Source organism: Pseudomonas uvaldensis (assembly GCF_021271205.1).
GTDB classification, from domain to species: Bacteria; Pseudomonadota; Gammaproteobacteria; order Pseudomonadales; family Pseudomonadaceae; genus Aquipseudomonas; species Aquipseudomonas uvaldensis.
Genome location: NZ_JAIWKS010000004.1, coordinates 257,215 through 270,765, shown reverse-complemented (window position 1 = coordinate 270,765; position 13,551 = coordinate 257,215). Strand labels below are relative to the sequence as shown.

General features: G+C 62.0%; 10 protein-coding genes and 1 pseudogene. 4 read left to right on the top strand and 7 right to left on the bottom strand.

The window, feature by feature from the left end; translation table 11 throughout:
* Positions 1-2: 2 nt before the first annotated feature.
* The 5 genes and pseudogenes from LCU97_RS11050 to LCU97_RS26790 all read right to left on the bottom strand — a co-directional run.
* Positions 3-998, bottom strand: coding sequence for a lysylphosphatidylglycerol synthase transmembrane domain-containing protein (locus tag LCU97_RS11050; RefSeq protein WP_053146930.1), 996 nt, complete (start codon positions 996-998; stop codon positions 3-5).
* Positions 995-1,762: a DUF2334 domain-containing protein gene (locus LCU97_RS11045; protein WP_232776376.1), complete on the bottom strand. Its 768-nt coding sequence runs from the start codon at positions 1,760-1,762 to the stop codon at positions 995-997. The genes LCU97_RS11050 and LCU97_RS11045 overlap by 4 nt, the downstream gene beginning before the upstream one ends.
* A gap of 15 nt (positions 1,763-1,777) precedes the next feature.
* Positions 1,778-2,899, bottom strand: coding sequence for a glycosyltransferase family 4 protein (locus LCU97_RS11040; protein ID WP_053146934.1), 1,122 nt, complete (start codon positions 2,897-2,899; stop codon positions 1,778-1,780).
* A 209-nt stretch (positions 2,900-3,108) separates the two neighbouring features.
* Positions 3,109-3,873 carry a methyl-accepting chemotaxis protein gene (locus LCU97_RS26795; RefSeq protein WP_371259560.1) on the bottom strand — a complete coding sequence of 255 codons (765 nt, stop codon included), beginning with the start codon at positions 3,871-3,873 and terminating at the stop codon, positions 3,109-3,111.
* A 93-nt stretch (positions 3,874-3,966) separates the two neighbouring features.
* A pseudogene (locus LCU97_RS26790) lies at positions 3,967-4,941 on the bottom strand (HAMP domain-containing protein); the annotation flags it as partial.
* 243 nt (positions 4,942-5,184) lie between these two features.
* Between LCU97_RS26790 and LCU97_RS11030 the strand changes: the two are divergent.
* Positions 5,185-6,672 carry a helicase HerA-like domain-containing protein gene (locus LCU97_RS11030; RefSeq protein WP_053146938.1) on the top strand — a complete coding sequence of 496 codons (1,488 nt, stop codon included), beginning with the start codon at positions 5,185-5,187 and terminating at the stop codon, positions 6,670-6,672.
* A gap of 127 nt (positions 6,673-6,799) precedes the next feature.
* On the opposite strand, the gene LCU97_RS11025 is transcribed toward LCU97_RS11030, so the two are convergent.
* The gene (locus tag LCU97_RS11025; RefSeq protein WP_053146939.1) at positions 6,800-7,255 is read right to left on the bottom strand and encodes a DUF721 domain-containing protein; all 456 of its coding nucleotides are present in this window, start codon (positions 7,253-7,255) and stop codon (positions 6,800-6,802) included.
* Positions 7,256-7,560: 305 nt separating this feature from the next.
* On the opposite strand from LCU97_RS11025, the gene secA reads away from it, so the two are divergent.
* The 3 genes from secA (at position 7,561) to LCU97_RS11005 (ending at position 12,831) form a co-directional block, all read left to right on the top strand.
* Positions 7,561-10,302, top strand: coding sequence for a preprotein translocase subunit SecA (gene secA / locus LCU97_RS11020; RefSeq protein WP_053146941.1), 2,742 nt, complete (start codon positions 7,561-7,563; stop codon positions 10,300-10,302).
* A gap of 121 nt (positions 10,303-10,423) precedes the next feature.
* The gene (gene argJ, locus LCU97_RS11015) at positions 10,424-11,641 is read left to right on the top strand and encodes a bifunctional glutamate N-acetyltransferase/amino-acid acetyltransferase ArgJ (RefSeq protein ID WP_053146943.1); all 1,218 of its coding nucleotides are present in this window, start codon (positions 10,424-10,426) and stop codon (positions 11,639-11,641) included.
* A gap of 245 nt (positions 11,642-11,886) precedes the next feature.
* Positions 11,887-12,831 carry a Nudix family hydrolase gene (locus tag LCU97_RS11005; RefSeq protein ID WP_232776375.1) on the top strand — a complete coding sequence of 315 codons (945 nt, stop codon included), beginning with the start codon at positions 11,887-11,889 and terminating at the stop codon, positions 12,829-12,831.
* Positions 12,832-12,967: 136 nt separating this feature from the next.
* On the opposite strand, the gene LCU97_RS11000 is transcribed toward LCU97_RS11005, so the two are convergent.
* Positions 12,968-13,549: a cob(I)yrinic acid a,c-diamide adenosyltransferase gene (locus LCU97_RS11000; RefSeq protein WP_053146948.1), complete on the bottom strand. Its 582-nt coding sequence runs from the start codon at positions 13,547-13,549 to the stop codon at positions 12,968-12,970.
* Positions 13,550-13,551: the final 2 nt, after the last annotated feature.

The window sequence follows — 13,551 nt, the reverse complement described above, 5'->3', positions numbered from 1 at the left end:
ATTCAGGCTTGCCTGAGTTTTATCAGCTTCTTGATCAGCGGTCGGCCCACCATCAGGAAGAATACCGGCCCGCCGGCCACCAGATAGAAGTAGTAGGTCACCGCCCGCCAGATCAGGATGGCCGCCGCCGCGGTGGATTTGCCCACCATGGGCGCCAGCAGCGCCGCCGACGTTACCTCCGCCGCTCCGGCACCCCCCGGCAGCAGACTGAATTGCCCTGCGCTCAGGGACAGCATCTGGATGAGGAAGCTCCAGGCCCATTGCAGATCCGCCCCCAATCCTTTCAGCGCCAGGTACAACACGCTGTAGCGCAAGGCCCAGTGCACACAGGTCAGGCCGAAGACCTGGAAAAGTATCTGGCGTGGCAGTTTCAGGGTGTCGGTAAACGCGGCGAGGAAATGCAGGATCTTGCGACCCCAGCGTCGACGGGTGGTCGCTTTCACACGCAAATGCCGTAACAGGCGGGCGCCCAGCAGGATCAGGCGGCGATGGTAACGGGCCGCCAGCACACAGCCGAACAGCCCGCCAAACAGGGAAATCGCGCTCAGTGCCAGCATCCATTCCATGCGCTGGCTCAGGTTCTGGAACACGGCGTATATCAGGATCCCCAGCAAGGCGCAGAGGAAGAACAGCAGGTCGCTCAATTGATCCATGGCGAACACTGCACTGGCGTGGGCAGGTCGAACGCCGTTACGCGCCAGCAGCGCCATCAGTGTCAATGGGCCCCCGCTGCCGCCGGGGGTGGCGCACATGGCGAACTCGGTGGACATCACCACGCCGATGCTGTTGAGCCTGCCCAGGCGTGCCCGGTGTTCGCCCAGCAGCAAGCGCAGGCGCAATGCGTTCAGACACCAACAAAGCCCGATCATGCCGAGCATGGCCAACAGCAACGACAACGGGAAACGTTGCACACGTGACCACATTTCTCCGCCACCCACCAACAATGGCACCAGCAATGCGGTGAGCAGTGCGGCGATCAGCCAGATCAGCCTCTTCATGCGGCGCTGCTGACCCGCGGATCCCGGGCGGCCAGCCAACCGGCCTTGGTCATCGGCACGCGTCCCTCGTTGAGTAACCGCTCAAGGGTGCGCAGCCAATAATCCCGGGAAAAACCGTGACGCATATCCACCGGATGCAGGCCCAGGCGGATCACCTGTGCCTTGCGCCAGCGCTGTTCGCGCTGATCGCTGACCACTTTCGACAACCCTCGGCGCCAGGCACTGCGGGCGCTCCAGACCAGCCCGGGGGCGTCGATCGCCGAGAAGTCCGGCAGCCGGTATAGATGCTGCGTGTCACTGGTGTAGCTCAGAGGCAACTGGCGCAAGGCTTGGCGGGTGCCTTCGCTCATCAGCCACGCCGGGGCGACGAAACCTTCCAGCGGCCATTGATAGCGCTGGAAGAGCTCGATACCGGCTCGCAGTCGGGTGAGGGCTGCTTCCTCGGACAGCTGGTAAAACTCGCCTTCATGGGTATAGACCCGACGCATGAACCAGTCCCTGGGGTGGAGGGGCGATGGACCGTCGTCGCAATGGTAATAACCGTGCAGCACCAGTTCGTCGCCGCGTTCAACCCGGTGGTCGAGCAGGCGCCTGAAGGCCGGATGGTGGTCCAGGGCATTGGTGTGGTGGAAGTCCGGCACCACCAGCCAGGTCATCGGTATCGGGCCGAGGGCGTCGACGGCTTCGACGAAGGGGCGATAGTCAGGCCAGGTTTGCGGCGCCACGTCGTGCAACACCAGCAGCAGGCTGGGCGTCTGATTCATGGACACACCCTCGCCCTATCCATTGGCCAGCAGCGGCATCTGCTCGCCAAGCACGGCGTAGTAGTGCCCCAGCAGGCTGTCGACCACGCAATCCCAGGCGTAGTGACGCTCCACATGACGACGTGCCAGCGCCCCGCGTCGTTGGCAGCCTTCGCTGAAGAGCTGACGCACGGCGTTGGCCATCGCTTGTGGATTGTTGGGCATGCACAGCAGGCCGCAGTCTTCGTGAACGATTTCGGTGAAGGCTCCGGCCGCGACCGCCACCACAGGGATACCGCTGGCCATGGCTTCGAGGATCACCAGGCCGAAGGTCTCCTGGTCGCCGGCATGGAGCAGGGCGTCGGCACTGGCCATCAACCGTGCGACCTGTGGTGCCGGGCAGAACTCGTCGATGACGGTGACGTTGTCCGGAACCAGGGCGGGCATCGAGGAGCCCACCAACAACAGGTGATAACGCTCGCCCAGGCGTTTCATGCACTTGAGCAACACCGGCAGGTTCTTTTCCTTGGAGCCGCGCCCGGCAAAAATCAACAGGCGGGCGTCTTCGGCGATTCCCAGCTCGGCGCGCAGTTCCGGGTCCCGGGCGGCCGGGTTGAAGGTTTGCAGGTCGACACCCAGGGGCTGTACGAAGACATTCCTGACGCCCAGGCCGGTCAGTTTGTCCGCCATGACCTGACTCGGCGCCAGGACGCGGTCGAAATTGCCATACAACTTGCTGACATAGGCTTCGATGTTGGGGGTGAACCAGTTGCCCATGCGGTTGCTCACCAATAATGGCAAGTCGGAGTGATAGAAGCCGATGACGGGCACGTCGAGCTGACGCCGGGCATCCAGGGCGGCCCAGGCGGTGAGGTAGGGGTCGCCGACCTCGATCAGGTCCGGCTGCAGATCGCGCAGCGCATTGCGCCAGGGCGCCAGGCGAAGTGGAAAGCGGTAGCCCTTGCCGAAGGGAAGAGGAGGGGCCGGTACCTTGTAGATCCCGTCCTGCTCGCTCAAGTGTGCACCGGGTATCAACAGACTGTGGCGAATTCCGGGCCGGTTCGCCAGGCGCCGGTGCTTGGCATCCAGGTAAGTGCGCACCCCTCCACTGGCGGGGGCGTAGAACATGGTTATGTCCGCTATATGCACGATGAACATCCCTCCGGTCTGTGTTCTCCTTTGTTGACCTTTATGAAGAATAGATGTTCGGTTTGGGTTGTGGTGGGGTGTCAGTGAGTCATGCAGCGTGAGATGGGCCTCTTCGCGAGCAAGCCCGCTCTTACAGTGGATCTGCTTTGGACACAAAGTGTGCGTCCACTGAAAATCCCTGTGGGAGCGGGCTTGCTCGCGAAAGGCCCTAAAGAGCGCTAAATCCTGAAACTGCCCACCAACTGCTTCAACCGCGCCGCCTGCCGCTCCAGATCGGAGCAGGCCCGCAGTGTGGCGTGCAGGTTTTCCACGCCTTCCTGGTTCAAGGTATTGATCTCGTTGATGTCCACGTTGATCGATTCCACCACGGCAGTCTGTTCCTCCGTGGCCGTGGCCACTGATTGGTTCATGCCGTCGATCTCACCGATGCGCTGGGTCACGCTGGTCAGGCGTTCGCCCGCCAGGTTGGCGATCTCCACACTTTCCTGGCTATGGCGTTGGCTGTCGTTCATGGTGGTGACCGAGTCCCGGGCGCCGACCTGCAATTCCTCGATCATGGTCTGCACCTGTTGTGCCGACTCCTGGGTGCGATGGGCCAGGTTGCGCACTTCATCGGCCACCACGGCGAACCCGCGTCCGGCCTCGCCGGCCCGGGCTGCCTCGATGGCCGCGTTGAGAGCCAGAAGGTTGGTCTGCTGGGAGATGCTGGTGATCACTTCCAGGATCTGCCCGATGTTCACGGTTTTGCTGTTCAGGGTTTCGACATTGGTACTGGAGGCGCTCAGCAGGTCGGACAAACGGTTCATCGCGGCAATGCTTCGTTCCACCACTTGCTGGCCATCCTCGGCCAGGCCGCGGGCATCGCTGGCCTGATGGGAGGCCTGGGCGGCGTTACGGGCAATTTCCTGGGCGGCGGCACCCAACTGGTTGATAGCTGCGGCCACGCTGTTGGTGCGACTGGACTGTTCGTCGGAGTTGACCATCGACGAGTTCGACGCGCTCACCACGCGCAGGGCGACTTCATTGACATGCTCGGTGGCGGAGGACACTTCACGGATCGAACCATGGATCCGCTCCACGAATCGGTTGAACGCGGTCCCCAGGATGCCGAATTCGTCCTGGTTCTGGATCGCCAGGCGTTTGGTCAGGTCACCCTCGCCGTCGGCGATGTCTTCCATGGCACGGGTCATCACATGCAGCGGCTGGATCAGCAGGCGGATCAACATGCTCAGCAGGGCGATGATGAACACCACGGCGATGACCGTTGCCACCACGGCCGAGGTACGGAAATCGCTGAGCATGGCGTAGGCCATGTCTTTATCCACCGACACACCGACATACCAGTTCATCGACGGCAGACCTTTGATCGGCGTGAAGGTGACGATGCGCGTGTGGCCGTCTACATCGACTTCCGAAATTTTGTCACTGATTGCCGGAGTGCTCTTCGGAAAAGCTTCGGCCAGGGTTTTCATGACCAGGTTCTTGTCGGGATGCACCAGGATCTTGCCGTCGGCGCTGACCAGGTAGGCGTAGCCCATGCCGTCGAAGTCCACGGTTTTCAAGGTGTCTATAATGGTTTGCAGGCTCAGGTCGCCGCCCACCACGCCGACAGTTTGCCCGGCGTTCCGAGAGGCCGTGGCGATGGAAATGATCAGCCCGCCGCTGGCGGCATCGATGTAGGGCTCGGTCAGGGTCGCGGTACTGCTGCTTTGCGCGCCTTGGTACCAGGGCCGTACGCGTGGATCGAAGCCGTCGGGCATTTTTGTGTCGGGGCGGATGGTGAAGTGACCCTGGGCATCGCCCAGATAGGACGCCATGAAGGTGGATGTCAGCGCTTTCTGTTCCAGCAAACGGGCAACACTGGCCTGGTCCGGGGTGCCTGCGATGTTCTGGGCCAGGTTTTCGATCAGCAGGATGCGACCGCTCAGCCAGGTCTGGATGTTGCTTGCGGTGACGTCCCCCATTTCATGCAAATAGCTGTCGAGGTCGTCACGAATGGCGTTGCGCTGCAAATAGTCGTTGTAGGCCGTGAACAGAGCAAAGGCGGCCATCACGATGAGTGCGGCAGCGATGAGGATTTTGTGGCTGAAACGCAGGTTTTTCTTCATGGCTCGGGGTTCCGCTGGGTCTTATAGCTCTGGGCATGCTTTTATAGGAAAGTTCGAATAAAGACGCCGTATTGAAAGTTCTGATATTTCCTTCTCTCCCTGGGGAATTATCCGATCGTGTTTTCAGTGGGGCCTGTCATTTCATATATCGGCCTGCTCGATCAAATATTAATCACAGGTGACCAAATGCCTGACTCAATGCAACTCACCATCGGCGCCGACCTTGCCGGCCAGCCCATTGCCCAGGCCATGCGCCTGGCGAACCGTCATGGCTTGGTGGCGGGTGCCACCGGCACCGGCAAGACTGTCACCTTGCAGCGTCTGGCCGAGGCGTTCAGCGATGCCGGCGTGGCTGTATTTGCAGCCGATATCAAGGGCGATCTGTGCGGCCTCGGTGCCGCCGGTGCGCCCCAGGGCAAGATCGCCGAGCGCATTGCCAGCATGCCGTGGCTCGACCACAAGCCTCAGGCTTATCCGGTGACCTTGTGGGACATCCATGGGCAATCGGGTCATCCATTGCGCACCACCCTTAGCGAAATGGGGCCGTTGCTGCTCGGCAGCCTGCTGGAACTGACTGACAGTCAGCAGTCGGCACTGTATGCCGCGTTCAAGGTCGCCGACCGTGAGGGGCTGTTGCTGTTGGACCTGAAGGACTTGAAGGCACTGCTCAATCACCTCAAGGACAACCCCGAACTGCTGGGGGACGACGCGGCCTTGATGACCAGCGGTTCCAGCCAAGCGCTGCTGCGGCGCCTTTCCACGCTGGAGCAGCAGGGCGCGGATGCGTTATTCGGTGAGCCCGCGCTGCAGCTCGAGGACATCCTGCAGCCCGGCAGCGACGGCCGTGGCCGTATTCATTTGCTGGACGCCAGTCGTCTGGTTCATGAGGCGCCGAAGGTCTACGCGACGTTCCTCCTATGGTTATTGGCCGAACTGTTCGAGCAACTGCCCGAGCGCGGCGACGCGGACAAACCGCTGCTGGCCCTGTTCTTCGACGAGGCGCACTTGTTGTTCGCCGGCACGCCCAAGGCGTTGCAGGAGCGGTTGGAGCAAGTGGTGCGGCTGATCCGTTCCAAGGGCGTCGGGGTGTATTTCGTGACCCAGTCGCCGGGCGACTTGCCGGACGATGTGCTGGCGCAGTTGGGGTTACGCATCCAGCATGGCTTGCGGGCCTTTACCGCCAAGGAGCAGAAATCCCTGCGGGCGGTGGCGGACGGTTTCCGGCCGAACCCACAGTTCGACGCCCTGACGGTGCTCACCGAACTGGGCATCGGTGAAGCGCTGGTAGGCACCTTGCAGGAGAAAGGCACGCCGGAAATGGTCAGGCGCGTGCTGGTGGCCCCGCCGCAGTCGCGCATCGGACCGTTGACGGAATCCGAACGCGCCAGCCTGATCGCCGCTTCACCCTTGCAGGGGCGCTATGACAAACCCATCGACCGCGAATCGGCTTATGAAGTGCTGATGGGGCGCAAGGGGCTTGAGCCTCAGGTCGAAGCGGCTCCGGGCAATCCGTCGGCAGAGCAACCGAGCTTCGCCGATAAGGCCGGCGAATTTCTCGGTACCGCGGCCGGCCAGGCACTTAAATCAGCGATGCGCCAGGCGGCCAATCAGCTGGGACGGCAACTGGTGCGCGGATTGATGGGGTCGTTGCTGGGGGGCAGTAAGCGCCGTTAGGCGGGGGACCGAGTCGCTGCCATCGCGAGCAGGCTCGCTCCCACAAGGGGTTGTTGTTTCTGAAGTAATGCGGTCCCTGTGGGAGCGAGCCCTGCTCGCGATGGCGGTGGAACAGGCTACGAAAATTTCAAGACTTGGTCCTGGCATGCGCCGCCAACCGCTCCAGCGCCGCCCGCAGGTTGGGGTCGCTGATGCCGTCCGCCGTGGCCTGGATAGTCGCGGCTGCGTCGGTGGACAGGTCCAGCATATGGCCTTTGGCGCTTACCTGGACCGTGGGCGGTTGGACCTTGAACAGAATCCGGGTCAGCCCGGCAAACTCCTCGAACGCCTGCAATTGACGCAGCAGGCGCTTTTGCTGGTAGCGCAGGCGCGTGGCCCAGTGACCGTCGGTGACGATCAGCAGCAGACAGCCTTCGCGCCAGGACGCCACGTGGCAATGCTCTCGTGCGGCTGGCTGCAACTGGCTGTCCAGCAGGCGTTGCAAATGACCCAGGCGCCTGGCGTGGCCAAAGAGGGCTTTCAGCGGTTTGGCTTCGCGTAGCAGAACGGCGGGAGCCTTGGCTGGAAGGGGGCGAAAGGCCATGGATGCAATACCGCAAGGGACAGAGGCGCCATGGTAGCAGAAAGTGCCCGGCGCGCCTTGGTCATGTCCCCGTGGGCGCCTACCGGCCGAAACCCTGATAACTTCTACTTTTGTGGGTTGAACTTCGTGTAAAAGCCCTTATTTTATGAAGGCCCCGTCACAGCGCTGTGCCAGCATCGTGGAATAACGCCACTTTCCTCACCATCGTTTCCGGGTAGAATGCTCGTTCGCATGCGGCCATGAGGGCTGCACGGGCGACTCACGGGGCCGCCCTCCATCCCTTTAGTGTGGAAGATCCTGCCGATATGTTTGCGCCTTTGTTAAAGAAACTCTTTGGAAGCAAGAACGAGCGTGAAGTCAAGCGCATGCTCAAGACGGTACAGATCGTCAATGCCTTCGAAGAGCAGATGGTGGCCCTTTCGGACGATCAGTTACGCGCCAAGACTGCCGAATTCAAGGAACGCATCGCCAAGGGGGAAACCCTGGACCAACTGCTGCCTGAAGCCTTTGCGGTCGCCCGCGAAGCCGGCAAGCGGATCATGGGCATGCGCCACTTCGACGTTCAGTTGATCGGCGGCATGACCTTGCACGAAGGCAAGATCGCCGAAATGCGCACCGGTGAGGGCAAGACCCTCGTGGCCACCCTGGCGGTGTACCTCAACGCGCTGTCCGGCAAGGGCGTGCACGTGGTGACGGTCAACGACTACCTGGCCCGCCGCGACGCCAACTGGATGCGCCCGCTCTACGAATTCCTCGGGCTGTCCGTCGGCGTCGTCACGCCGTTCCAGCCGCCGGAGGAGAAGCGCGCCGCCTACGCCGCGGACATCACCTACGGCACCAACAACGAATTCGGCTTCGACTACCTGCGCGACAACATGGCGTTCAGCCTGGAAGAAAAATTCCAGCGCGAACTCAATTTCGCCGTGATCGACGAAGTCGACTCCATCCTCATCGACGAAGCCCGTACTCCGCTGATCATTTCCGGTCAGGCCGAGGACAGCTCCAAGCTGTACACCGAGATCAACAAACTGATCCCGCAGCTCAAATTGCACGTCGAGGAAGTCGAAGGCGAAGTGACCCAGGCGGGGCACTACACGGTCGACGAAAAGACCCGCCAGGTGGAACTCAACGAAGCCGGTCACCAGTTCATCGAGGAAATGCTCACCCGCGTCGGCCTGCTGGCCGAAGGCGAGAGCCTGTACTCGGCCCATAACCTGGGCCTGTTGACCCACGTCTATGCTGGCTTGCGTGCCCACAAACTGTTCCATCGCAACGTCGAATACATCGTGCAGGATGGCCAGGTCGTACTGGTGGACGAACACACCGGCCGTACCATGCCGGGCCGTCGCCTGTCCGAAGGCCTGCACCAGGCCATCGAAGCCAAGGAAGGCCTGAACATCCAGGCCGAGAGCCAGACCCTGGCCTCGACCACCTTCCAGAACTACTTCCGCCTGTACAACAAGCTGTCCGGCATGACCGGTACCGCCGACACCGAGGCTTTCGAGTTCCATCAGATCTACGGCCTGCAAGTGGTGGTGATTCCGACCAACAAGCCGCTGGCGCGCAAGGACTACAACGACCTGGTGTTCCTGACCGCCGAAGAGAAGTACGCAGCGATCATCAATGACATCAAGGAAGGCATGGCCCAGGGCCGTCCGATCCTGGTGGGTACCGCCACCATCGAGACGTCCGAGCACATGTCCGCGTTGCTGACCAAGGAAGGCATCGAGCACAAGGTCCTCAACGCCAAGTTCCACGAGAAGGAAGCCGAGATCATCGCCCAGGCCGGTCGCCCGGGTGCGCTGACCATCGCCACCAACATGGCCGGTCGTGGTACCGACATCCTGTTGGGCGGCAACTGGGAAGTGGAAGTGGCTTCCCTGGAAAACCCGACGCCCGAGCAGATCGCGCAGATCAAGGCCGACTGGCAGAAGCGTCACCAGCAGGTCCTGGAGTCCGGCGGTTTGCAGGTGATCGCTTCCGAGCGTCACGAATCTCGCCGTATCGACAACCAGTTGCGTGGTCGTGCCGGTCGTCAGGGCGACGCCGGTTCCAGCCGCTTCTACCTGTCTCTGGAAGACAGCCTGATGCGCATCTTCGCCTCCGACCGGGTGAAGAACTTCATGAAGGCCCTGGGTATGCAGCCTGGCGAAGCGATCGAGCATCGCATGGTGACCAACGCCATCGAGAAGGCCCAGCGCAAGGTCGAAGGTCGCAACTTCGACATCCGCAAGCAATTGCTGGAGTTCGACGACGTCAACAACGAACAGCGTAAAGTGATCTATCACATGCGTAACAGTTTGTTGGCTGCCGACGACATTGGCGAAACCATCGCCGATTTCCGCCAGGAAGTGCTCAACGCCACCGTCAGCGCGCACATTCCGCCGCAATCGTTGCCCGAACAATGGGACATTGCCGGTCTGGAAGCCTCGTTGCGCAGCGACTTTGGCGTGTCGTTGCCGGTCCAGCAGTGGCTGGACGAAGACGATCACCTGTACGAAGAGACCCTGCGCGAGCGGCTGCTGGCCGAGCTGATCGCCGCGTACAACGAGAAAGAAGACCAGGCCGGTGCCGAGGCACTGCGCTCCTTCGAGAAACAGATCGTGCTGCGGGTGCTGGACGACCTGTGGAAAGACCACTTGTCGACCATGGATCACCTGCGCCACGGTATCCACCTGCGCGGTTATGCCCAGAAGAACCCGAAGCAGGAATACAAGCGCGAGTCGTACACGCTGTTCTCCGAGCTGCTGGATTCGATCAAGCGCGATTCGATCCGTGTGCTGTCCCACGTTCAGGTTCGCCGCGAAGATCCGGCCGAAGAAGAAGCCCGTTTGCGTCAGGAGGCCGAGGCCCTGGCGGCGCGCATGCAGTTCCAGCACGCCGAAGCCCCTGGGTTGGAAGCGACCCAGGCCACTGAAGAAGGTGTTGACGTTGATGTCGCCCTGGCGACCGCGCCGGTGCGCAACGAGCAGAAGCTGGGCCGTAACGAACTGTGCTACTGCGGTTCGGGCAAGAAATACAAGCATTGCCACGGGCAGATTCAATAACGCCCGTTTCAAACGCTGAATGACCTGCGCCGCGACCGGTTAACACCGTCGCGGCGTTTTGCCATTTGATTCTCCGTCTCGACGAAGACGGTACAGACATAAATTATTAAGGAGCGCATTCATGGCTGTTGGTCTTGGTCCGTTGCCAACGTTGCACCCGGTTGCCGGTTTTGAACTCGGTATTGCCTCTGCGGGCATCAAGCGTCCGGGACGCAAGGATGTGGTTGTCATGCGCTGTGCCGAGGGTTCGACGGTGGCCGGCGTGTTCACCCTCAATGCCTTCTGCGCCGCTCCGGTCATCCTGGCCAAACAACGTGTGCAAGGACCGGTGCGTTATCTGCTGACCAACACCGGCAATGCCAATGCCGGCACCGGTGCGCCAGGTCTGGCCGCCGCCGAGCGTACGTGCGCCAAGCTGGCTGAACTGACCGGTGTCGACGCGGCCCAGGTGCTGCCGTATTCCACTGGCGTGATCGGTGAGCCACTGCCGGTCGAGAAGATCGAAGGCGCGTTGCAGGCCGCTCTCGATGACCTGTCGGAGAACAACTGGGCGGCTGCCGCTACCGGCATCATGACCACCGACACCCTGCCCAAGGGCGCGAGCCGCCAGTTCCAGCACGATGGCGTGACCGTTACCGTTACGGGCATCAGCAAGGGTGCCGGCATGATTCGCCCGAACATGGCGACCATGCTCGGCTATATCGCCACCGACGCCAAGGTGTCCCGCCAGGTGTTGCAGGACCTGATGCTCGACGGCGCCAACAAGTCGTTCAACCGCATCACCATCGACGGTGATACCTCCACCAACGACTGCTGCATGCTGATCGCCACCGGCAAGGCCAACCTGCCGGAGATCACCGAAGCCAGCGGCCCACTGTTTGCGGCCCTGAAGCAGGCCGTGTTCGAGGTGTGCATGGAAGTGGCACAGGCCATCGTCCGTGACGGTGAAGGTGCGACAAAATTCGTGACCGTGCAGGTCAACGGGGGTGGCAACCACCAGGAATGCCTGGACGTCGGCTACACCGTGGCGCATTCGCCGCTGATCAAGACGGCACTGTTCGCTTCCGACCCGAACTGGGGTCGCATCCTCGCAGCCGTCGGCCGTGCCGGCGTGCCGGACCTGGACGTAAGCAAGATCGACGTTTTCCTGGGGGAAGTCTGCATTGCCAGCCAGGGGGCGCGTGCGGCCACCTACACCGAGGCCCAGGGCGCGGCGGTGATGCAGCAGGAAGAGATCACCATCCGTATCGAGTTGGGACGGGGTGATTGCAGCGAGACGATCTGGACCACTGACCTGTCCCATGAGTACGTCAAGATCAACGCTGAGTATCGGACTTAACAGGGCTTGGGACCGAGGTGCGCCTATCGCGAGCAGGCTCGCTCCCACAGGGAGTCGGTGGTGTGAATACTATTTAAGCCACTCAACAAGTCCCTTGTGGGAGCGAGCCTGCTCGCGATGGCGGCGGTGCGGTTGCACACTTTTCAGGTGGAACTGCCCGAGGTGAATGCGGCCCAAGTCGAAACCCGTTATCAATGGCCGGCGCTCAAGGTGTGGCAGGCGGCCGGCCTGGAGGACACTGCGCGGTGAAACGAGTACATGTAGCGGCAGCGGTCATTCGTGACGCTGCCGGCAAGATCCTGATCGCCCGGCGTGCCGATACTCAGCACCAGGGGGGGCTATGGGAGTTTCCCGGTGGCAAGGTGGAGGCGCACGAGTCTGTCCAGACGGCCCTGGCTCGGGAGCTTCGGGAAGAACTGGGCATCCTGGTCACTGCCGCCCGTCCCTTGATCAAGGTGCGTCACGATTACCCGGACAAGCAGGTGTTGCTGGATGTCTGGGAGGTATCGGCGTTTACCGGCGAGCCTCATGGCGCCGAGGGGCAACCGTTGGCCTGGGTCACGGCCCGTGATCTGTCCAGCTATGAATTCCCGGCGGCCAACCAGCCGATTGTCGCGGCGGCGCGTTTGCCCGGCGATTATCTGATTACCCCGGAAGGTCTTGAAACGCCGGCCCTGTTGCGAGGTATCCAGAAGGCTATCGCGGGTGGGATCAAACTGGTCCAACTGCGCGCGCCCAACGGCTACGACCCGCAATACCGCGACCTGGCGGTGGATGCGGTGGGGTTATGTGCCGGCAAGGCCCAACTGATGCTCAAGGGACCCTTCGAATGGCTGGGGGATTTCCCCTCCGCCGGTTGGCACATCACCGCCGCGCAACTGCGCAAGCACGCGGGGGCTGGTCGACCCTTCGGCAAGGAGCGCTGGTTGGCGGCGTCCTGCCACAACGCCGAAGAGCTGTCCCTGGCGCAACAGATGGACGTGGACTTCGTAACGCTCTCGCCCGTTCAGCCGACGCAGACCCATCCCGAGGCCCTGCCGTTGGGGTGGGAAGAGGCTTCGCGGTTGATCGAGGGGTTCAACAAGCCGGTCTATCTGCTGGGTGGGGTGGGGCCGGGTGAGCGGCAACAAGCCTGGGAGGCCGGAGCTCAGGGTGTGGCGGGGATTCGGGCGTTTTGGCCTGAGGGATGATCTACCGCGTGGCTGATGAACTCTTCGCGAGCAAGCCCGCTCCCACAGTTGACTGAGTTCTTCAGGAAGAACGCGCTTCAACTGTGGGAGCGGGCTTGCTCGCGAAGACGGCCTGACAGGTAATGGATTTCAGTGATCAATCTCCAGGCCTGGCCGCCGCCTCCCAAAGTACCTCGGCAACACCCTGGCGTCGGGCAATCACCCTGGCCGCCACGAACAATAAGTCCGACAACCGATTGATATAAGCCAACCCCGGCCCCGCCAGCGGTTCGACGGCATTCAATTGCTGACAACGGCGCTCGGCGCTGCGGGCCAGGCTGCGGCAGACATGAGCCTGGGCCACCAGGACCGAGCCGCCGGGCAGGATGAAATTCTCCAGCGGCCCCAGCTCTTCATTCCATACATCGATCGCCGCTTCCAGGCGCTCGACCTCCGTCGTGTTCAGGGCTTGATAGGCTGGCATGGCCAGTTCACCGCCCAGGTCGAACAGCCGGTGCTGGCAGGGGGCGAGCACTTCGCTGACTTCATTCAGTGCCGGGCAGCGGGCTGATTCGGTGGCAAGTCCGGCCAGCAACAATCCCAACTGACTGTTGAGCGTATCCACTTCGCCGATGGCCTCGATCCGTGGATGATCCTTGGTCACGCGACGGCCATCGCCCAGCCCGGTTTCACCCTTGTCGCCGGTGCGGGTGTATATCTTCGACAGGCGAAACCCCATGT

What these genes read in the sequence shown, in the direction of transcription:
- LCU97_RS11050 (WP_053146930.1), bottom strand. Translation starts at nt 998, where the DNA reads ATGAAGAGGCTGATCTGGCTGATCGCCGCACTGCTCACCGCATTGCTG.
- LCU97_RS11045 (WP_232776376.1), bottom strand. Translation starts at nt 1,762, where the DNA reads ATGAATCAGACGCCCAGCCTGCTGCTGGTGTTGCACGACGTGGCGCCG.
- LCU97_RS11040 (WP_053146934.1), bottom strand. Translation starts at nt 2,899, where the DNA reads ATGTTCATCGTGCATATAGCGGACATAACCATGTTCTACGCCCCCGCC.
- LCU97_RS26795 (WP_371259560.1), bottom strand. Translation starts at nt 3,873, where the DNA reads ATGGTCAACTCCGACGAACAGTCCAGTCGCACCAACAGCGTGGCCGCA.
- LCU97_RS11030 (WP_053146938.1), top strand. Translation starts at nt 5,185, where the DNA reads ATGCCTGACTCAATGCAACTCACCATCGGCGCCGACCTTGCCGGCCAG.
- LCU97_RS11025 (WP_053146939.1), bottom strand. Translation starts at nt 7,255, where the DNA reads ATGGCCTTTCGCCCCCTTCCAGCCAAGGCTCCCGCCGTTCTGCTACGC.
- secA (WP_053146941.1), top strand. Translation starts at nt 7,561, where the DNA reads ATGTTTGCGCCTTTGTTAAAGAAACTCTTTGGAAGCAAGAACGAGCGT.
- argJ (WP_053146943.1), top strand. Translation starts at nt 10,424, where the DNA reads ATGGCTGTTGGTCTTGGTCCGTTGCCAACGTTGCACCCGGTTGCCGGT.
- LCU97_RS11000 (WP_053146948.1), bottom strand. Translation starts at nt 13,549, where the DNA reads ATGGGGTTTCGCCTGTCGAAGATATACACCCGCACCGGCGACAAGGGT.